The following is a 19492-nucleotide window of genomic DNA, read 5'->3' on the forward strand; positions in this document are numbered from 1 at the left end:
GTTCGGGGGCGGTGGGGGGCACCGGCTGGCGGTGCTGGTGCGCGAGGGTGTCCTGCCGATGGAGCTGGGGCTCGTGCACCAGCTCTTCGGGGCCGCTCGGTCGGCGGACGGCGCGGCGCTGTACGAGGTGGCCTCCTGCGGTGTCGAGGCGGGGGCGGTCCGGACGGACGCCGACTTCACGGTGACCGCACCGCACGGGCTCGAGGCGCTCGGGGAGGCCGACACGGTGCTCGTCCCCGCGTCCCACGCGCTGGACGAGACCCGTCCCGGGGACGGGGCCGTCCCGGCGGCGCTGCGGGACGCGCACGCGCGGGGCGCCCGGGTCGCGTCGGTTTGCACGGGGGCGTTCGTTTTGGCGGCGGCGGGTTTGCTGGACGGGCTCCGGGCGACGACGCACTGGCTGTCGTGCGATCGGCTGGCCGAGCGGTTCCCCGCCGTGCGCGTCGACCCGGCCGTCCTGTACGTCGACGAGGGCTCCGTCCTGACCTCGGCGGGCGAGGCGGCGGGCATCGACCTGGCGCTGCACATGATCCGGCGCGACCACGGGGCGGCGGTGGCGGCCGATGTGGCGCGCCGCACCGTGGTGCCGCCGCACCGGGAGGGCGGGCAGGCGCAGTTCATCGCACGTCCGGTGCCGTCCTCGCCGGGGCCGTCGACGGACGCCGCGCGCACGTGGGCGCTGGAGCGCCTCGACCGGCCGATCACGCTCGCGGAGATGGCGGCGCGGGCGTCGATGAGCGTCCGGACGTTCACCCGGCGCTTCCGGGACGAGACGGGCGTGTCGGCGGCGACGTGGCTGACGCTGCAGCGGGTCGAGCGGGCGCGCCAGTTGCTGGAGCGGACGGACCTGCCGGTGGACCGAGTCGCCGAACGGGCGGGCTTCGGAACGGGCGCCTCCCTCCGCGCGCACATGCGGGCCCGGATGGGCGTCTCCCCGAGCGCCTATCGCGCCACCTTCCGCGGCCCGTCCGCCCCCTGATCCCCGCCCGCCGAGCGCGGTGAGCGCCGAGTTGGTGCCGGGTAGCAGGAGGTGCGACGGTGCCGGGATGAGCACTCGCACTGCCGATGAACTGGTGCCCGCGCGGCGGCCGCTGCTGGGGCGGACGGCCGTGGTGACGGGGGTGAGCCGCCGCCGGGGGATCGGGTACGCCATCGCCTGCCGGCTGGCCGCCTACGGGGCGAACGTCTTCCTGCACCACTTCGCCCCGCATGACCGGGAGCAGGAGTGGGGCGCCGATGATCTCGGGGCGGTGGTGGACGGTGTCCGGGCGCATCTGGGCGCGGACGGGACGCGCGTCGCCGACATGCACGCCGACCTGGCGGAGCCGGGGGCGCCGGAACGGGTCATCGACGCCGCGGCGGCCGAGTTCGGGCACGTCGACGTCCTGGTGTGCAACCACGCGCTGAGCGGGCGGGACGGTGCCCTCGGCGAGGTGTCGGCGGCGGACCTGGACCGGCACTGGGCGGTCGACGCACGGTCCTGCATCCTGCTCGCGCAGGCGTTCGCCGGACGGCACGACGGGCGGCCCGGCGGCTCGATCGTCTTCATGACGTCCGGGCAGGGCCTCGGGCCGATGCCCGGGGAGGTCGCCTACGCGGCGGCGAAGGCCGCGCTCGCGGGCGTCACCGTCACGCTCGCCGATCAGCTCGCGGACGAGGGGATCCGGCTCAACACCGTCAATCCCGGTCCCGTGGACACCGGATACGTGACCGAGGACATGCGGCGCGCGGTCGCGCCGATGTTCCCGTTCGGCCGGTACGGGGAGCCCGACGACCCGGCACGGCTGATCGGCTGGCTGGTGACGGACGAGGCGCGCTGGATCACCGGGCAGGTCATCAGCACGGAGGGCGGCTTCGGGCGGTGGCGCCCGCACGGTGCGTGACCGTCCACGCGAACGTCATGGGTGGATTTCTCATGTGATCCCGTTGATTTCGTCAAGGAGTAGCAATCACGGCGAAAGTACGACGAACCCACATACAGTGGCTTGAGTGACCGACCCCGTAGGAGCCCTCACGAATTTCGCGCACGAGGTACCGAGCACCTCGCTCTTCGACGACGAATCGCTCATGCACATGGACCTCGACGCGGCGCTGGACGCCTTGCTGGAACGGGTCCGCGAGGTTCTGCGCGTCGATACCGCGGTCGTGCTCCTCCTGGACCGCCAGAACCGCTTCCTGGTGGCGACGGCCGCGCGGGGCATCGAGGAGGAGGTCAGCCAGGCGGCGCACGTCCCGCTGGGCGAAGGGTTCGCCGGACGCGTCGCCGCGGAGCGGCGCCCGGTCTACATCGCGGACGTCCCGAGCGCGAACGTCTTCAACCCGCTGCTGGTGCAGCGGGGTCTGCGCTCCCTGCTCGGCGTCCCGCTCGTCGTGGAGGGCTCGCTGCTGGGGGTGCTGCACGTCGGGACGCTCGCGCCGCGCCGGTTCACCGCCGAGGAGACCGAGTTCGTGCAGCTCGCGGCGGGGCGCGCGGCGATGGCGGTGCGCTACCAGGTGAGCCGGGCGGAACGCGAGGCCGCCCTGGAACTGCAGCGCGGCCTGGCGCCGACCGCGCTTCCGGCCCTGCCCGGTCTGGAACTGGCCGCGCGGTACCGGCCCGGCCGGGCCAGCGTCGGCGGCGACTGGTACGACGTGTTCGTCCTCCCGTCGGGTGAAATCGGCGTCGTGATGGGGGACGTGGCGGGGCACGGCCTCGGGGCCGCCGTCGTGATGGGGCGGCTGCGGAGCGCTCTGCGGGCCTACGCGCTGGAGACGAGCGACCCCGCCGAGGTGCTGCACAAGCTGAACCAGAAGGTCGTCCACTTCGAGCCCGACGCGACCGCGACCGTGCTGTACGGCGTCTGCGACGCCGGGCTGACCCGGATGCGGCTCGCCTCGGCCGGGCACTGGCCGCCGGTGATCGCGCTGCCGGGCCGTACGGCGCGTCCGGTCGAGATGAAGTCGGGCGTGCTGATCGGGCTCGGCGCCGACGTGCCCCGCACGGCGACGACCGTCGACCTGACACCGGGCGCCGTGCTGTGCTTCTACACCGACGGGCTGGTCGAGCGGCGGGGCGAGTCGGTGACGGACGGGATCGCCGCGCTGTGCGGCGCCGCGTATGCGGGTCCGCCCGAGGCGGTCGGCGCCGCGGTGATGGCGGCGATGATCGGCCGGCAGTTGCCGGAGGACGACGTCGCCCTGCTGGTGCTGCGCCGCTCCTCCGGCTGACCTCCGCCGGTCACGGCTCAGAGTTCGAGCCGTTCGACGGACTGCTGGTTCCGGAAGACGTTGAGTGGGTCCCAGCGGGCTTTGGCCTTTTGCAACCGCAGGTACTCCTCCTTGTAGTAGAGCTTTGACCAGGGTTGGCCCGAGGTGTTCCAGTTCTTGTCGCTCAGATCGACGTCGGGGTAGTTGATGTAGCAGCCGTCGGTGTTGTTTCCCACGATCGGGACGCCGCCGGTGTCGGCGAACGTGGCCCGGTAGGTCTCGCGGATCCACCTGAGGTTGTCGTCCTCGTCGCCGATGTCGTGGTCGTTGGGACGCCGCCAGTACACCTGGTACTGCATCTTCATGATCGAGTCGCGCTGCGGTGCGGCCGTGTCGTACGGCGGGTGGTTGACCGCGGAGCCATACGAGTCGATCTGGATGAGCGCCTCCTTGTTCTTGAACTCCTGGAAGTGCTCGTTGCCGAGATAGCCCCACATCGCCTCGATCTGCGAGCGGGTGAAGGGTCTGCGGACGTAGGCGGACTTGTACTTGCCGCACCGGTTCTGGCCGGAGCCGTTGAGGGCCTGCGTGGCGGTCAGCCAGGGCATCAGCCGCGGCGACCAGGCGTCGGGGACGGCCGCGTGCTCGGCCGCCGACCACACCATCGGCTTCGACTTGGGGACGGCCTCGGAGTCGACCGCCCGCAGGAAGCTGATCATGGCCTGGGTGCCCTCGTCGTCCTTGTCCTCGCTCGCGGCGTCGACCTGCACGGTGAGGTTGATCGTCCCGGCGGCGCGGTGGTTGAGGGCCAGGAGGGCGAACAGGCGGCCGGAGGCGGTGTTCGGGTCCTGGTGGTCGGCGAACCACTGGCCGTAGGCGTCCAGGAGGCTGATGAAGGACTCCTTGCTGAAGTGGTTCCAGTCCCAGGAGCGCGCGGTCAGCAGCACGGTGCGGGGCGGGACGGGCGGGTCGCGGAACCAGAACCGGGTGACGACGCCGAAGTTGCCGCCGCCCCCGCCGGTGTGGGCCCACCACAGGTCGCGGCGGTCGGGGTCGGGGTCGTCGCGGGTGGCCAGCACGAGTTCGACGGTGCGGCGCTCGGTGACGACGGCGACCTCGACGGCGTACAGGTAGTCGACGGTCAGGCCCGCCTGTCTGGACAGCAGCCCGTAGCCGCCTCCGGTGATGTGCCCGCCGAGCCCCACCGAGTAGCACGAGCCGCCGGGCAGCGCCCGTCCGGACATGGGGTACAGGTGGCTGTAGACGTGCCAGTTGGTGGCCCCGGCCTCCACGCACCACGCCTCCAGGGCCGGGTCGTAGTACATGTCGCACATCGGGCTGACGTCCAGGATGACCCGGACGTCGTCGCCGCAGACGAAGTCTTCGTAGCAGTGGCCGCCGGAGCGGACGGTGATGCGGTCGCGGTAGCGCTCGCGGTCGCGGTCGTCGTCGTCGGCGGGTATCTGGTTGACCGCTTCCGACAGCGCGGTGACCACGCCCTGCGGGGACGTCACCATCCGCACGTACTCGGGGTCGGCGATCCACCGCTGGTTGAAGCCGCGGCTGAGGGCGGGATAGCGGACGTCGCCCGGGCGGACGGTGACGGTGGGCGGCACTGGAGGGTGACTCATGCGCGCTGCTCTCCCTGGGAAGCGGACCCGTTACTCAGAGTCCATTCTGTTCACCCAGAGTCAGCAATTGAATGCGCAGAGTAGTAAATCGTTGGTAGATCATTAAGCCAGGTTCGGCGGCGACTCCAGGTCGGCCAGCTCGATCCCCGGCGCGTCCAGGACGACGTCGCCCGCCAGGTGCACCCGGGTGATCTCGCCCGTGGACAGGTTGGTGACGTCGTAGCCGGCGACGGGCAGCGGCTCCGTCCCGGTCTCGTGGACGGACGTGCCCGTGCGGCGCCAGCGCCACGGCGCGGTCAGCGGCGCCAGGGACGGGCCCGTGAAGGCGACCAGGCGGACGTCCCGCTCCGCGCCGTCGGCCAGGTCGAGAGCGCGCGCCACGGCGACGAGGAAACCGGGCGAGTCGGAAAGGAACCCGGCGGCGCGCTCGGCGTGCTCGGTGCCGGTCCCCGTGCCTGTGCCGGTGCCGCCCGACGCGCGCACCCACGCGACGTCCGGGCCCGTGACGCCGCCGCGCACCCACCAGCCGGGCGTGACGAGCTCGACGCGGATCTGCCGCCACCGGGAGTCGACGACGATGTCGGTGCGCAGCCCGGGACGGGACGAGGTGTAGCGCCACCCGCCGGGGCCGGGCGCGCAGTGGAACCGCTCGTCGAGGCCGCCGTCGAGGTGGCGGTAGACGCCGGCGGGCATCAGGACCCGATCCGCCAGGAGTGCAGGTAGTCCTCCTGGTCGGGGGTCAGGACGTCGATGGACACCGACATCGAGGCCAGCTTGAGGCGCGCGACCTCGCCGTCGATCTCCGCGGGCACGTCGTGGACGGCCGGGGCGAGGCCCGCGTGGGCCGTGGCGAGCCACGCGCAGGTGAGGGCCTGGTCGGCGAACGACATGTCCATGACGGCGGCCGGATGCCCCTCGGCGGCGGCCAGGTTGACCAGCCGCCCCTCCGCGAGCAGGACGAGCCGCCGCCCGTCGGGCAGCACGTACTCGTCGGCCTGCGGGCGGACGCCCCGGTGCACCCGGACGGCCATCGCGTCCAGCGCCCGGACGTCGATCTCCACGTCGAAATGCCCCGAGTTCGCGAGGATCGCCCCGTCCTTCATCACCGCGAGGTGGTCGGCGTTCACCACGTCGCGGTTGCCGGTCACGGTGATGAACACGTCGCCGTGCGGCGCCGCCTCGGCCATCGGCTGGACGGTGAACCCCTGCAGGGCGGCGTCCAGGGCCTTCACCGGGTCGATCTCGGTGATGACGACCCGCGCGCCGAGCCCGCGGGCCCGCTCGGCGAGCCCGCGCCCGCAGTACCCGAACCCCGCGATCACGATCGTCTTGCCCGCGAGCAGCGTGTTCGTCGCGCGGACGATCCCGTCGAGCGTGGACTGCCCGGTCCCGTACCGGTTGTCGAACATGTGCTTGGTCGCGGTGTCGTTCACCGCCACCATCGGGAACTTCAGCGCGCCCTCCTGCACCATCTGGTGCAGCCGGATGACGCCCGTGGTGGTCTGCTCGCATCCCGCCTTGACGGTGCCGAGCAGGTCCTCCCGGTCGGTGTGCAGGGTGTTGACGAGGTCGCACCCGTCGTCCAGGACGAGGTCGGGCGCCGTCTCGAGGGCCCGGTGGATGTGCGCGTAGTAGCCCTCGCGGTCGATCCCCGCCCGCGCGAACACCTGCGCGCCGAACTCCTCGGCGAGCGCCGCCGCGACGTCGTCCTGCGTGGACAGCGGGTTGGACGACGCCAGCGCGACGCTCGCGCCGCCGGCCTGCAGGGTCCGGATGAGCCCGGCCGTCTCGGTCGTGACGTGCATGCACGCCGCGACGCGCACGCCGTCCAGCGGACGCTCGGCCGCGAACCGCTCCCGGATCTGCCGCAGCACCGGCATGCTGCGGTCCGCCCACTCGATCCGCTTCACGCCCTCATAGGCGAGCGAACCGTCCGCGATGTCGCTCATCCACTCCCCCTGGAGGCCGATGCCGGACGAGCAACCTACACCCGTCCGGCATGGCCCTATTCACCGTTCGCCCCAACCAAGCCCATACCGGTTGCAGGCGCCCTCGCCACCGCGCGAGAAATGCCGAGGCACGGGCCTCGGCCCATCTCCTCAGCCAGAGCGGACCCGGACCACTGCGATCGCGTGCGAAGCCAGGTTCGAGCTCGCGAGAACTTGATCGCGCAGCGAGCCCCCCGGCGAGTCGGAGCGATGCAGCAATCGCACGCGTTGCCCGTTGGAGGAGGGCGGTCTACCGCCCGACGCCGAGGGCGACGCAGACAACTCAGTAGCGGTAGTGGTCGGGCTTGTAGGGGCCCTCGACGTGGACGCCGATGTAGGCGGCCTGCTCCTTGGTCAGCTCGGTGAGCTTGACGCCGAGGGCGTCGAGGTGGAGGCGGGCGACCTTCTCGTCCAGGTGCTTCGGCAGGACGTACACGCCGACCGGGTACTCCTCGGTCTTGGTGAACAGCTCGATCTGCGCGATGACCTGGTTGGTGAAGGAGTTCGACATGACGAACGAGGGGTGGCCGGTGGCGCAGCCCAGGTTCATCAGCCGGCCCTCGGCGAGGACGATGATGGAGTGGCCGTCGGCGAAGCGCCACTCGTGGACCTGCGGCTTGATCTCGATCTTCTCGATGCCGTCGGTCTTGGCGAGGCCGGCCATGTCGATCTCGTTGTCGAAGTGGCCGATGTTGGACACGATGGCCTGGTGCTTCATCCGGCTCATGTGGTCGGCCGTGATGATGTTGAAGTTGCCGGTGGTCGTGACGAAGATGTCGGCGATGTCGACGACGTCCTCGAGGGTGGTGACCTGGAAGCCGTCCATGGCGGCCTGGAGCGCGCAGATCGGGTCGATCTCGGTGACGATCACGCGGGCGCCCTGGCCCTTGAGGGCCTCGGCGCAGCCCTTGCCGACGTCGCCGTAGCCGCAGACGACCGCGACCTTGCCGCCGATGAGGACGTCCGTGGCGCGGTTCAGGCCGTCGATGACGCTGTGCCGGCAGCCGTACTTGTTGTCGAACTTCGACTTGGTGACCGAGTCGTTGACGTTGATGGCCGGGAAGGCGAGGGTGCCGGCCTTGGCCATCTCGTAGAGCCGGTGGACGCCGGTGGTGGTCTCCTCGGTGACGCCCTTGATCGAGGCGGCCGCCTCGGTCCAGCGGCCGGGCTTCGCGGCGATGGTGCGGCGGAGGGTCTCGAGGATGACGCCCCACTCCTCGGGGTCGTCGTCGGTCGCGGTCGGGACGGCGCCCGCCTTCTCGTACTCGGCGCCCTTGTGGACGAGCAGGGTCGCGTCGCCGCCGTCGTCGAGGATCATGTTGGGGGCGGAGCCGTCGGGCCACTGCAGGGCCTGGTCGGTGCACCACCAGTACTCTTCGAGCGTCTCGCCCTTCCAGGCGAAGACCGGGACGCCCTTGGGGTCGTCCACCGTGCCGTCCTTGCCGACGACGACCGCGGCGGCGGCGTGGTCCTGGGTGGAGAAGATGTTGCAGGAGACCCAGCGGACGTCGGCGCCGAGCTCCACCAGCGTCTCGATGAGCACGGCCGTCTGGATGGTCATGTGCAGCGAGCCCATGATCTTCGCGCCGCGCAGCGGTTTGGCGTCCGCGTACTCCTTGCGCACCGCCATCAGGCCGGGCATCTCGTGCTCGGCGAGCCGGATCTCCCGGCGCCCGAAGTCCGCCAGCGACAGGTCGGCGACCTTGTAGTCCATGCTTTCGTTGCTCCTTGGTTTGCGCGTCCCGCGGGTGTCGACGCCCGCGAGTCTACGGGCGGAGTCCGCGCGGAGGCATGCTCCGGGGCGACTTTCTGACACAGATTTGTCAGAATCGGCGCCATGCGCATCACTGAGGCCGCCCGCAGGCTCGGCACGTCGCCCCGCATGCTCCGCTACCGGGAGACGCTCGGGCTGCTGCCCGCGACCCGGGAACGCGGAGGCCACCGCAAGTTCGGGGACGCCGAGCTGCGGGCCGTCGCGCTCGCGCTGGCACTCGAGAAGCGCTACGACGTGGGCCCGGCCGAGCTGGCGTTCGGGCTGCGGGTGCTGGCCGAACCGGAGGTGCAGGCGCGCGTGCGCGAGCTGGGCGAGCGCATCGGACGGCTGTCGGCACCGCCCGCGCGGGCCCTCGACTTCGAGAAGGAGAAGGCGATGCGCCTCCTGCGCCGCCGCTGAGCCGGGGATTCGGACGGCGGCCCGGGTCCCGCGCCGCCGTCTGAAACGGCGTTCCGCCAGGCCCACCAGCGCGTTCTTTTCGGCCCCGCGCCGAGGTGGCACGCCTCACACTGCCCAGGAAACACCTTTGTCTGTTTGACTGCTTCCGACCTTGCTCCTCGCGGAAAGGGGAAAGCTCGGATGCCCCGTTTGCTCCTCAGACTCTGCGCCCTCGGCGCGCTGCTGGCCGCCGGCCTCACGGTGCCCGCGGCGGCCGCCCAGGCGCAGACGCAGGCGACGCACGCCATCGGCCCCGGCTCGGGCATCGTCCCGAGGCTCGTCCTGGACGAGCAAGGGCAGGTGGCGGGCTTCACCGTGTGCACGCTCACGGCGGTCGGCCACGACGCCGCCGGGAACCTGGTGGGCCTCACCAACGCGCACTGCTTCATCGACTCGGAGGGCAACAAGCTCGTGGGCCAGGAGGTCCACCTGGACACCACGCCCCCCGGGACCGCCCTGGCCCCCGCCCCGCTCGAACTCGCCCCGGAAACCGCGGAGATCGGGCCGATCGGCGAGGTCACCTACGTGAGCACGCCCAACAACTACGTCGCCGGCGGGCCCTACGGCCTCGACTACGCGGTCATCAAGCTCGACCCGGCGAAGGTCACGCCGACGCCGACGGTCACCAGCCCGTCCGGCACCACGACCGTCACGTCCGTCGGCGCGGTGCCGCCCGCCGGGACCCGCATGTGCAAGCAGGGGCACCGCACCGGCATGACCTGCGGCGCGACCGGCGGCCCCGACGGCCCGTGGTACTGGACCCTGATCTGGACGTGGGGCGGCGACTCCGGCGCCCCCGTCATCAACGGGAACGCCCTCGTCGGCAGCGCCTGGGGCGCCCAGCACTTCACCCCGATCACCAGCATCCTCGCCGACATGGACGAGCAGGGCGGCGTCGGCGCCGGGTTCACGCTCGGCTGACGCCCGGCGCGGCCGGGCCCGCTCCCCGGCCGCGTCCCGCTCCCCGGCCGCGTCCCGCTAGCCGGCGGTGCTCTCGCCGGGGACGACGACGCCGGACTCGTACGCGAGCATGACGGCCTGCGCGCGGTCGCGGAGGCCGAGCTTGGTGAAGACGCGGGCGACGTGCGTCTTGACGGTGTGCTCGCTGACGACGAGGCGCCGCGCGATCTCGGCGTTCGACAGGCCCCCGGCGATCAGCACCAGCACCTCGGTCTCCCGCGCGGTGAGGGTGGCCAGCGCCGCGGGAGCCTGCGGGCGGCTGCGGCGCTGCTTGGTGAACTCGCGGATCAGCCGGCCGGTGACCTGCGGCGCGAGCAGCGAGTCGCCGCGCGCCACGACGCGGACGGCCGAGACGAGCTCGTCGGCGGTCGCGTCCTTCAGCAGGAAGCCGCTGGCGCCGACGGCGAGCGCGTCGTAGACGTACTCGTCCACGTCGAACGTCGTCAGCACCAGGACCCGGACGTTCTCGGCGCCGGGCAGCGCGAGGATGCGGCGGGTGGCCTCGATGCCGTCCATGCCGGGCATCCGGATGTCCATGACGACGACGTCGGGCCGGTTCAGCTCGGCGAGCCGCACCGCTTCCCGTCCGTCGCCCGCCTCGCCGGTGACCGCGATGTCCTCCTGCGCGGCGAGCAGCGCGGCGAACCCGGCCCGCACGATGGTCTGGTCGTCGACGATCAGTACCTTGATCACCGTTGCCGCCCCGTGCTACCGCGGCCGTCCGCCTCCATCACCAGGCTCCTCCCTGTGCAGCGGAAGCTCGGCCTCCACCAGGAACCCGCCGTCGGCGGCGGGGCCGGCGGAGAACCGCCCGCCCAGCATCGTCGCACGTTCCCGCATCCCGACGAGACCGTGTCCGGCGGACGGGGCCCCCTCCATCCGCGTCCGCCCCGCGTCGCCGGGGTCGAGGACGGCCGTGCGGGACGGGTCGGCGGGGTTGAGCTCCATGGTCCGGTCGGACGCCCCGGGCGGCGGCGGCGCGGGGGCGGTCGGGCCGTCGTCGCGGACGCGGACGGCGACCCGGTCGGGCAGGAACACGAGGTCGACGTGCACCTCGGCGCCCGGGGCGTGCCGCCGCGCGTTCGTCAGGGCCTCCTGGACGATCCGGTACGCCGACAGCTCGACGGTCGCGGACAGGTCGCCGGGGTCGCCGTGGACGGCCAGACCGACGCGGCCGCCCGCGCCACGGTGCTGCTCGATGAGGTCGGGGAGCCGGTCGAGGCGGGGCTGCGGCGAGTTCGCGGCGTCCGGCTCGGGCTTGGCGTCGGCGCGCAGCACGCTGAGCAGCCGCCGCATCTCGACGAGCGCCTCGCGGGCCGTCTTGGCGATCTCGGTGTACCCCTCGCGGGCCTCCGGGGAGAGGTTCCGCATCGTGTACGGGGCCGTCTCGGCCTGCACCGCGATCATCGACACGGAGTGCGCGACGACGTCGTGCAGCTCGCGGGCGATGCGGGCGCGCTCGCGCATGACCGCCTGCTCGCGCTGGACGGCGGTGAGCCGGGTGAGCGTCTCGTTGGCGCGCTCGGCCGCCGCGGACTCGGTGCGCCCGGCCGTCTCGACGACGGTGCGGGCGTCCCCGAGGCCGATCGCGGCGAGGACCGCGAGGACGGCGGCAGGCCACGGGATGTCGTCGAGGGTGAACGTCGTCAGGTACACGACCGCGACGGTCACGACGCTCCCGACGGCGAGCACCCCCGTGGACTGCCGGGGCAACCCGCGGCCCAGCGCGTACAGCGTGTAGAGGGCGGCGAACCCGGTCGTGAACAGGATCGTCTGCCCGGTGAGGAGGCTCGCGGCGAACGCGCCGAGCACGACGGCGGCGACGGGCCGCAGGTACTCGCGGCGCCACACCAGCGGGAGCGTCGAGGCGACCGCGAAGCCGCCGGCGAGGCTGATCGGGGTCTCGGCGCGCGGCGCCAGCTCGGCGAGCGCGGCGACGGTGAGCGCGAGGCCGGTCAGCGGCGCGAAGTACCAGGACCGGACGGCCTCGGACCACGCGTCGACCCACCGCGGCAGCGGAGCCGTGCGCCCCGCGGCGGGGGCCGCGCCGGGCGCCCCGGGCGCCCCGGGCGGGCCGCCGGGGCCGTACGGGCCGGGCGGCCGCTCGCGCCCGGCGCCGGTCAGCCGGTCGGCGACGCGGGTCGCGAGCGGGCGCAGCAGCCGTCCGAGGCCGGTGAGGATCCACAGCAGCAGCTGGCCCACGCCCGCCACGATCCGGCCCGACAGCCGCCACGCGTGGTGCGCGAGCGCGGGGCCGAACCGCGCGGGATCGGGACCGGTCCGGGTGTCGTCGTCGGGAGTCACCCTCCAATACTGACCGCTGGGGGCCGGTGCCGACTCACCGTCGGGTGGTATGCGGAGGAGCCGGGTCCCCCTGGAGGACGACCCGCGGTCCCTCCTTCCGGCGGACGCGTCGGCGAACGGCGCGAACGTAACGTGTAACCGTGACCGCGACGGCGGCCGGCGCCGACGTAGGGGGTTCGGCAACGGTCGCCGCGGTCACACCAGACCGTCCGGGTTCAGGGGTCCGGGCGGACGCAAGGGAAGCACCTCGCCGGACGGCGGCACCCTCCGCGGAGGAGCCCGCCGGTCTTACCTGGGCTGGGGTCGACCGGCACGCACGTGCCGCCGCCCGGTGAGGGAAGCGCGGACGCCGGGACGACCGGGCGTCAGGACGCGCCGGAAGCCTCGGCGGGCGCTGTGCGCTCGGACTCGTCCAGCGCGGGCTCGAGGTAGATCAGCCGGGCCTCGGGGAACTCGCCGCGGATCTTCGCCTCGGCGGCGTCGATGCCCCGCGCGACCTCGGCGGCCGTGTCGTCGTGGTCCACCGCGATCTTGGCGGCGATCAGCATCTCCTCGGGGCCCACGTACTGCGTCCGGATGTGGATGACGCGCGCGACCTCCTCGACGGACTCGAGCGCGGCGATGATCCGCTCCTCCTGCTCGGGGTCGGCGCCCTCGCCGATCAGCAGGCTCTTGGTCTCGATCGCGAGGATGGTGGCGACCAGGCCCAGCAGGACGCCGATCGCGACGGTGCCGATGCCGTCCCAGACGCCGTCGCCGGTGACGACCGCCATCGTGACGCCGAACAGGGCGAGGAACAGGCCGAGCAGGGCGGCGAGGTCCTCCAGCAGGACGACGGGGAGCTCCGGGGCCTTCGCGCGGCGGATGAACTCCCACCAGGACTTGTCGCCCCGGACCCGGTTCGACTCCACGATCGCCGTCCGGAACGAGAACAGCTCCATGATGATCGCGGCGGTCAGCACGCCGAACGCCCAGCCCGCGGACTTGACCTCCTCCGGGTGGGAGATCTTGTGGTAGCCCTCGTAGAGCGAGAACGCCGACCCGACCGTGAACAGCACGACCGCGACGACGAACGCGTAGAAGTACCGCTCGCGGCCGTAGCCGAACGGATGCTTGTGGGTGCGGCGGCGCTCGGAACGCTTCTTGCCGACCAGCAGCAGTCCCTGGTTCCCGGAGTCGGCGACCGAGTGGATCGACTCGGCCAGCATCGACGACGAGCCCGTGAACACGAAGGCCACGAACTTCGACACCGCGATTCCAAGGTTGGCGGCCAACGCGGCCACGATGGCCTTGGTCCCACCCTCAGCACTCATGTTGCAATCCTCGCCTTGAGCTCTTGAATGGCAGCCACGGGCGTGGGGTCCACGCCCAATGCGACAGCCAAGTAAACCGTGACGTAGTCCGCGAGCGCGATGAGTGTCGCGATTCTTTCCAGCGGATGTTCGCCTTCGGCCGTGAGCTCGGTGACCGCGACGCCGCGGTCGCGGGCGGTCTGGATGGACGCCTCGGCGCGCTTGCGCGCCTGCGGGTGCTCGTCGGTGTCGCGCAGGACGACCAGGTGGAGGCCGTGCTCGGCGTCGTCGGCCCGGTCGCGGAAGAAGTCGTCGGGGTCCGCGGAGTAGCCGCGGGCGAAGAAGCCGTCGAACGCCATCACCTGGTTGTGGTTCGCCTCCGGCAGCTCGCCGGGGACCGCCGGGTACTTGGCGTTCTCGTTGAGCTGGCAGCACATCCGGTACGCGGCGGTGCCCGCGAGCGGGGAGGTGCCCCACACCAGCGGCACGTCGCCCGCGAGGTCCAGCGCGGCGCGCTTCGCCGGGTTGACGAACGGCTCGCTGGACGGGCGGCAGCGGTGCGCGACGTCCTCCAGCCGGGCCGCCGTCGCCTCCAGGACGGCGTCGGGCGCGTCCGCGAGGCCCAGCGTGCGCGCGGCGAGGACCAGCGGGACCGTCAGCCCCCACAGCGTCGACCGCGGCTGCCCCACGGACCGGACCGGGACGAACGGCGCGCGCGTCCGCTCGGCCAGGCCGGCGAGCGGCGAGCCGGCGCCGCCGACGAACAGCAGCCGGCAGCCGCGGCGGGCCGCCTCCGCCGCGACGGCGAGGGTCTCCTCCGTCCCGCCGGAGCAGGACACGGCGATGACCAGGTCGGCGGCGCCGACCCAGCCGGGCAGCCGGTAGCCGCGGACGGTCGTGACCGGCACCGGGCAACCGGTGCCGCAGATCGCGGCGAGGACGTCCCCGGAGATGCCGGAGCCGCCCATGCCGGTGACGACGACGGCGCGGGGGCGCCCGTCCTCGGTGAGCGAGGCGATGCCCGCCTCGGCCGCGGCGCGGCGCGCCTCCCGGATCTGCGCGGCCGACGAGGCGACCTGGCGGAGCATCCCGCCGGGGTCGGCGGCCTCGATCGCGGAGACCTCGTCGAGGCGCGCCGGGTCCAGGCCGACGCTCACGAAGCCGGGGTCCGGGCCTCGTCGACCAGCAGCACCGGGATGTCGTCGCGGACCGGGTAGGCGTAGCCGCACGACCCGGTGCACACGAGCTCGCCCGCGCCGTCGTCGGCGCGCAGGTCGCCGCCGCAGTTCGGGCAGGCGAGGATTTCCAGCAGCCAGGAGTCGAGCTTCATCGTCACTTCTCCCTCACGATCGCCAGGACCTCGTCGCGGAGCGCCGCCATCGTCTTCTCGTCGCCGGCCTCGGCGTTGAGGCGCAGCAGCGGCTCCGTGTTGGACGGGCGCAGGTTGAACCACCAGCCCTCGTCCTCGTTCGCCACGGTGAGCCCGTCGAGCTCGTCGAGCGTCACGCCGGGGCGTCCGGCGAAGGCGTCCTTGACCCGGGCGGCCGCGGCGGCCTGGTCGTCGACCTCGCTGTTGATCTCACCGGACGCGACGTACCGGGTGTACTCGCCGAGCAGCTCCGACAGCGGCCCGTCCTGCTGCCCGAGGGCGGCGAGGACGTGCAGGGCGGCGAGCATGCCGGAGTCGGCGAACCAGAAGTCGCGGAAGTAGAAGTGGGCCGAGTGCTCGCCGCCGAACACCGCGCCCGTCTCGGCCATCGTCTGCTTGATGAACGAGTGCCCGACCCGGGTGCGGACGGGCGTGCCGCCGTGCTCGGCGACGATCTCCGGGACGGCCGCGGACGTGATCAGGTTGTGCACGATCGACGAGCCGGGGTGCTTCGCGAGTTCGCGGGTCGCGACGAGGGCGGTGACCGCGGACGGGGAGACGATCTCGCCGCGCTCGTCCACGACGAAGCAGCGGTCGGCGTCGCCGTCGAACGCGAGCCCGATGTCGGCGCCGGTCTCGCGGACCTTCGCCTGCAGGTCGCGCAGGTTCGCGGGCTCGATCGGGTTCGCCTCGTGGTTCGGGAACGTGCCGTCCAGCTCGAAGTACAGGGGGACGAGGTCGAGCGGGAGGCCCTCGAACACCGACGGGACCGTGTGGCCGCCCATGCCGTTGCCGGCGTCCACGACGACCTTGAGGCGGCGGATGCCGGACAGGTCGACGAGCGTCTTCAGGTGGTCGGCGTACCCCTTGAGCACGTCGCGCCGCGACACCGTGCCGGGCTCGCCGTCGTAGGCGGGGACGCCCCGCTCGATCAGCTCGCGGATCTCGGTGAGGCCGGTGTCGCGGCCGACCGGGCGGGCGCCGGCGCGGCACAGCTTCAGGCCGTTGTACTTCGCCGGGTTGTGGCTCGCGGTGAACATCGCGCCGGGCAGGTCGAGGCTGCCGCTGGCGTAGTAGAGCAGGTCGGTGGAGCCGAGCCCCGCCTCGATGACGTCCGCGCCCTGCGCGGTCGCGCCGCGCGCGAACGCCTCGGCCAGCGGGGCCGACGACTCCCGCATGTCGTGCGCGGTGACGATCGCGCTCGCCCCGGTCACCCGGACGAACGCCGCGCCGGCCGCCTCGGCGATCGCGGGATCCAGTTCGTCCGGCACGACGCCGCGGATGTCGTACGCCTTGAAGATCTTGGCGAGGTCGCCCACTCCTGCTCCCTGTCCGAGCCGTCCGAAAGATGCCGTGCGAAAAACGAAAATGGCGAGACACCGAGCCTACCGGGAAGCGGCGGGGCGGACGGTTCCGGTGCGGCCCGCGCGGGGCCGGCTACTCCTGCGGCTGCGTGCCCGCGGGCTCCGACCGCAGGACGCGCAGGTGGCCGCGGCGGCCGACCTCGGTGCCCTGGCCGACCGGCTCCTGGCCGGGGCCGGGCGCGGGGCGGGCGGCCTCGCGGACCGCGTCGGCGAGCGCCTCCAGGTCGTCCTCGCCGAGCGAGGTCTCCTCTTCGACGGGCAGCCGGACCAGCTCCCAGCCCATCGGCGCGGTGAGCCGCTCGGAGTGCTCCGCGCACAGGTCGTAGCAGTGCGGCTCCGCGTACGCGGCGAGGGGCCCCAAGACCGCGGTGGAGTCGCGGTAGACGTACGTGAGCGTGAAGACTGCTGGCGCCTTGCAGGCGGTGCGGGAGCAAGTGCGGACGGGGCTCACGATGGCCGACCGTACCTCGCTCCCGCCGCGTCCGCCACCACCCGGGCGCACGTGTCGCCGCTATCGGCCGATTTCCGGGGTAAGAACTACATACCGCATGGGAACGCCCACGTACCGTGCGGTTTCTTGTCACGGCGGCACGGAAGGGCGCGGGGGCGTCCCGAGGTTGCGCGGGGGCGCTGCGGGTACGCTGGGGGGGTGCGATCCCGTGTGGCAGGCGTGCGGCGCCGCGATCGGCGCGGTCGCGGTCTCCGCGGCCCTCTGGCGCCCCCGCAGTCCCCGATCTCGCGGACGCGCGCGGAGCGGTTCGACGACCTCGTCGAGGACGAGGTCCGCCGGCTCGGCGCGCGCTGGGAGCGGGAGCTGGCGCGGGTGGAGTTCACGGTCGCCGAGGTCCCGGACGTCGAGCCGTGGTTCGACGGGCTGGTGCCGCTCGGCCGGACCGTCCCCGGCGAGGGCGGGCGCCCGGTGCGCATCGTCGTGTTCCGCCGCCCCGTCGAGGCGCGCGCGACCGGCGAGCGGGAGCTGGGGCGGCTGATCCGCGACCTGCTGGTGGAGGAGGTCGCCGACCTGCTCGGCCTGTCCCCCGAGTCGGTCGACCCGAGCTACGACTCCCCCGACGACTGACGGCGTCCCGGACATGGCGGAGCCGTGCCGGCCCGAGGGTCGACACGGCTCTTCCGTATTCCGGCGTCTTCGGGCGCCCGTCCGCGCGCACGCGTCCGGCGGGCGCCGATCCCGGTCCTCGCGGCGCCGCTCCCCCACGGCGCCGGCCGGACCGGCCCGGTTCCGCTTCCCGCCTTCCCGGCCGGGCGCCGCCGCCGGTTCGCACCGGCGGCGGCCCCGTCCGCTGGACGCGCGTCCCGCGGGCCGCCGCTAGACGGCCTGGCGCTTCAGCTTCCGGCGTTCCCGCTCGGACAGCCCGCCCCAAATACCGAAACGTTCATCGTGCTGCAGCGCGTACTCCAAGCACTCAGTACGCACCTCGCATGCTCGGCACACCTTCTTGGCCTCGCGAGTGGAGCCGCCCTTCTCCGGAAAAAACGCCTCCGGATCCGTCTGCGCGCACAGTGCGCGCTCCTGCCAGCCCATCTCTTCGCCGTCTGTGCCGTGCGCCAGCGGGATGACCACCTCGCTCACAGCGCACCTCCCTGCCCGTGGAGCCCCCTGGATCAATGCCTTCCCTCAGGCTCCTTCCCCCGAGAAGGCATAGAAACTACACCCACGAAATTACACGTGTGTAGTGCCCGCTCCGTCAAGCGGAACGAGTTCGCGCGGGGACATAGCGGGTTATGTAGGGATACCCCTGATGACCTTTGGCTGAAGATCGGTTAATCGGCCGGTCACCGGGGGGAAGTTCGGGCGCCGCGGGCACCGCCCGCGGCGCTCCTTCCGCCGATCACGAGACCGATCACGATGCCGATCTCGGTGCCGATCATGACGCCGATCACGTTCGGGTCACGGGCCCGGCTTCCGGTTCGGCCGGGGAGGGCCGGTACCGCCGGTCCGCTACTGGGGCGGCCGGTTGTCGCGGTACCAGTCGCCGCCGTCCTCGGGGCGCTGCTCGCCCGGCTGCGGCGGGGCGGGCTGGGTGCCCTGCGGGCCCTGCTCCGGCGCGGGCTGGGAGCCGCCGCCGTAGGCGCGGGTCCACTCGCCCATCTCGTCCTCGTTCTGGGCGCCCGGGCCGGTCTGCCCCGGCTGGCCCGGCTGCTGGTAGCCCGGCTGCTGGCCGTACTGCGGCTGCCCCGGCTGGCCGGGCTGCTGGCCGTACTGCTGCGGCTGCCCGTACTGCTGCTGCGGCTGGCCGAACTGCTGCTGGGGCTGCTCGCCCTGCGGAGCGGGCTGGCCGGTCTGCCCCGGCTGGCCGAACTGCTGGTACTGCTGCGGCTGGCCCTGCTGCGGGTAGCCGCCGGGCTGGCCGGGCTGGCCGAACTGGCCGGGCTGCGGCTGTCCGGGCGGGCCCTGCTGGTAGCCGAAGTCGGGGTAGCCCTGCTGCATCTGCGGCTGCGCCTTCGGACGCGCGGGCTGCATGCCCTGGAACACGGTCAGGACGAACCAGATGCCGACGCCCATCACGGCGACCTTCGCGGCGCCGATGAGGAAGGTCGTCAGCTTGTAGATCGAGTCGGGCCCCTCGGCGAGCATTCCGCCGAGCCAGCTGATGACGCCGAACAGCAGGATGCCGCCGAGGACGCCGAGCGCGCCCATCGTGATGTTGCGGGCCTGTCGCGTCGCCGTGCCCCAGGTCGTGAGCAGCACCGCGAGGACCACCATCGCGACGATGTAGACCTCGGTGAACACTCCGCCGACGCTCTCGTCGTAGGCGCGGGAGGTGAAATTCCCGTTACCGCCCAACAACCGGATGATGCCCGCCAGCAGGTGTACGCCCGCAGCGGCGAGCAGGACCCAGGCGGCCGGTTCGCGCAGGCGCTGGACGGCTTCCTTGTTCACTGCGACTTCTCCAGACCGAGGCATTCCGATGACACGGCAAAGCTTTGCACATCTCGCCCGCCGACGTCTCCGTACCCCGCCGGGCGCGAAATCGTCACGGCCCGGACGAGCGAGACCATTCGGCGGTCGTCCGGCGGCGATACCGGGGCGTCGGCGGGGCGCCGCGCGCCGCGCCGGAAGCGGGCGCGCGGGCACCGTTCCGGACGTTCGCGGGTGTCGAACGTCACCGCCTCCGGTGTCACCGCCCGTCCATTCTCGCGCGTCCGCGCCCGGATGCCGTGAGG

General features: G+C 72.8%; 20 protein-coding genes. 6 read left to right on the plus strand and 14 right to left on the minus strand.

Annotated elements, in window-relative coordinates; all coding sequences use genetic code 11:
• The 3 genes from DMH08_RS09665 to DMH08_RS09675 all read left to right on the plus strand — a co-directional run.
• Nucleotides 1-979, plus strand: a 979-nt coding sequence (locus DMH08_RS09665; RefSeq protein WP_442778633.1) for a GlxA family transcriptional regulator, incomplete at its 5' end; no start/stop codon positions are given.
• Between the two features lie 67 nt (nt 980-1046).
• Nucleotides 1047-1883: an SDR family oxidoreductase gene (locus DMH08_RS09670; protein ID WP_125613150.1), complete on the plus strand. Its 837-nt coding sequence runs from the start codon at nt 1047-1049 to the stop codon at nt 1881-1883.
• A gap of 106 nt (nt 1884-1989) precedes the next feature.
• Nucleotides 1990-3207, plus strand: a complete 1218-nt coding sequence (locus DMH08_RS09675; protein ID WP_199747710.1) for a PP2C family protein-serine/threonine phosphatase — start codon at nt 1990-1992, stop codon at nt 3205-3207.
• A gap of 17 nt (nt 3208-3224) precedes the next feature.
• Here DMH08_RS09675 and DMH08_RS09680 read toward each other — a convergent pair whose 3' ends face one another.
• The 4 genes from DMH08_RS09680 to ahcY (DMH08_RS09695) form a co-directional block, all read right to left on the minus strand.
• Complete coding sequence (locus DMH08_RS09680; protein WP_125613152.1) at nt 3225-4817, minus strand: BBE domain-containing protein; 1593 nt, start codon at nt 4815-4817, stop codon at nt 3225-3227.
• A gap of 102 nt (nt 4818-4919) precedes the next feature.
• Nucleotides 4920-5510, minus strand: a complete 591-nt coding sequence (locus DMH08_RS09685) for a hypothetical protein (RefSeq protein ID WP_125613154.1) — start codon at nt 5508-5510, stop codon at nt 4920-4922.
• Nucleotides 5510-6766 carry an adenosylhomocysteinase gene (ahcY, locus tag DMH08_RS09690; protein ID WP_026403632.1) on the minus strand — a complete coding sequence of 419 codons (1257 nt, stop codon included), beginning with the start codon at nt 6764-6766 and terminating at the stop codon, nt 5510-5512. The genes DMH08_RS09685 and ahcY (DMH08_RS09690) overlap by 1 nt, the downstream gene beginning before the upstream one ends.
• Nucleotides 6767-7088: 322 nt before the next feature.
• Nucleotides 7089-8519: an adenosylhomocysteinase gene (gene ahcY / locus DMH08_RS09695; RefSeq protein ID WP_125613156.1), complete on the minus strand. Its 1431-nt coding sequence runs from the start codon at nt 8517-8519 to the stop codon at nt 7089-7091.
• 123 nt (nt 8520-8642) lie between these two features.
• Here ahcY (DMH08_RS09695) and DMH08_RS09700 point away from each other — a divergent pair, with 123 nt between their 5' ends.
• Both DMH08_RS09700 and DMH08_RS09705 read left to right on the plus strand, forming a co-directional pair.
• Nucleotides 8643-8978 (plus strand): MerR family DNA-binding transcriptional regulator, encoded by a 336-nt coding sequence (locus tag DMH08_RS09700; RefSeq protein WP_026403634.1) that lies wholly within the window; start codon nt 8643-8645, stop codon nt 8976-8978.
• Between the two features lie 180 nt (nt 8979-9158).
• The gene (locus DMH08_RS09705; protein ID WP_125613159.1) at nt 9159-9938 is read left to right on the plus strand and encodes a trypsin-like peptidase domain-containing protein; all 780 of its coding nucleotides are present in this window, start codon (nt 9159-9161) and stop codon (nt 9936-9938) included.
• 57 nt (nt 9939-9995) lie between these two features.
• On the opposite strand, the gene DMH08_RS09710 is transcribed toward DMH08_RS09705, so the two are convergent.
• The 7 genes from DMH08_RS09710 to DMH08_RS09740 form a co-directional block, all read right to left on the minus strand.
• Nucleotides 9996-10670, minus strand: a complete 675-nt coding sequence (locus tag DMH08_RS09710; protein WP_026403635.1) for a response regulator transcription factor — start codon at nt 10668-10670, stop codon at nt 9996-9998.
• A gap of 15 nt (nt 10671-10685) precedes the next feature.
• Nucleotides 10686-12281, minus strand: coding sequence for a sensor histidine kinase (locus tag DMH08_RS40935; protein ID WP_199747711.1), 1596 nt, complete (start codon nt 12279-12281; stop codon nt 10686-10688).
• 365 nt (nt 12282-12646) lie between these two features.
• Nucleotides 12647-13594: a cation diffusion facilitator family transporter gene (locus DMH08_RS09720; protein ID WP_034519118.1), complete on the minus strand. Its 948-nt coding sequence runs from the start codon at nt 13592-13594 to the stop codon at nt 12647-12649.
• Nucleotides 13591-14730 (minus strand): bifunctional phosphoglucose/phosphomannose isomerase, encoded by a 1140-nt coding sequence (locus DMH08_RS09725; RefSeq protein WP_125613161.1) that lies wholly within the window; start codon nt 14728-14730, stop codon nt 13591-13593. The genes DMH08_RS09720 and DMH08_RS09725 overlap by 4 nt, the downstream gene beginning before the upstream one ends.
• Nucleotides 14727-14903: a Trm112 family protein gene (locus tag DMH08_RS09730; protein ID WP_176611429.1), complete on the minus strand. Its 177-nt coding sequence runs from the start codon at nt 14901-14903 to the stop codon at nt 14727-14729. Before DMH08_RS09730 ends, DMH08_RS09725 begins: the two co-directional genes overlap by 4 nt.
• Nucleotides 14904-14905: 2 nt before the next feature.
• Nucleotides 14906-16261 (minus strand): phosphomannomutase/phosphoglucomutase, encoded by a 1356-nt coding sequence (locus tag DMH08_RS09735; RefSeq protein ID WP_026403637.1) that lies wholly within the window; start codon nt 16259-16261, stop codon nt 14906-14908.
• Nucleotides 16262-16379: 118 nt separating this feature from the next.
• Nucleotides 16380-16757, minus strand: coding sequence for a DUF3499 domain-containing protein (locus DMH08_RS09740; protein ID WP_026403638.1), 378 nt, complete (start codon nt 16755-16757; stop codon nt 16380-16382).
• 198 nt (nt 16758-16955) lie between these two features.
• On the opposite strand from DMH08_RS09740, the gene DMH08_RS09745 reads away from it, so the two are divergent.
• Nucleotides 16956-17384: a metallopeptidase family protein gene (locus tag DMH08_RS09745; protein WP_233617503.1), complete on the plus strand. Its 429-nt coding sequence runs from the start codon at nt 16956-16958 to the stop codon at nt 17382-17384.
• 249 nt (nt 17385-17633) lie between these two features.
• On the opposite strand, the gene DMH08_RS09750 is transcribed toward DMH08_RS09745, so the two are convergent.
• From DMH08_RS09750 to DMH08_RS09760, 3 genes are all read right to left on the minus strand, one after another.
• A complete protein-coding gene (locus DMH08_RS09750) occupies nt 17634-17849 on the minus strand; it encodes a WhiB family transcriptional regulator (protein WP_171064042.1) in 216 nt (71 codons plus the stop codon).
• 417 nt (nt 17850-18266) lie between these two features.
• The gene (locus DMH08_RS40940) at nt 18267-19208 is read right to left on the minus strand and encodes a hypothetical protein (protein WP_026403641.1); all 942 of its coding nucleotides are present in this window, start codon (nt 19206-19208) and stop codon (nt 18267-18269) included.
• On the minus strand, nt 19205-19435 hold the full coding sequence (locus DMH08_RS09760; protein ID WP_125613163.1) for a hypothetical protein: 231 nt from the start codon (nt 19433-19435) through the stop codon (nt 19205-19207). The genes DMH08_RS40940 and DMH08_RS09760 overlap by 4 nt, the downstream gene beginning before the upstream one ends.
• Nucleotides 19436-19492 lie beyond the last annotated feature (57 nt).

Origin of the sequence: Actinomadura sp. WAC 06369, assembly GCF_003947565.1 — a bacterium.
In the GTDB taxonomy this organism is placed as follows: domain Bacteria; phylum Actinomycetota; class Actinomycetes; order Streptosporangiales; family Streptosporangiaceae; genus Spirillospora; species Spirillospora rifamycini.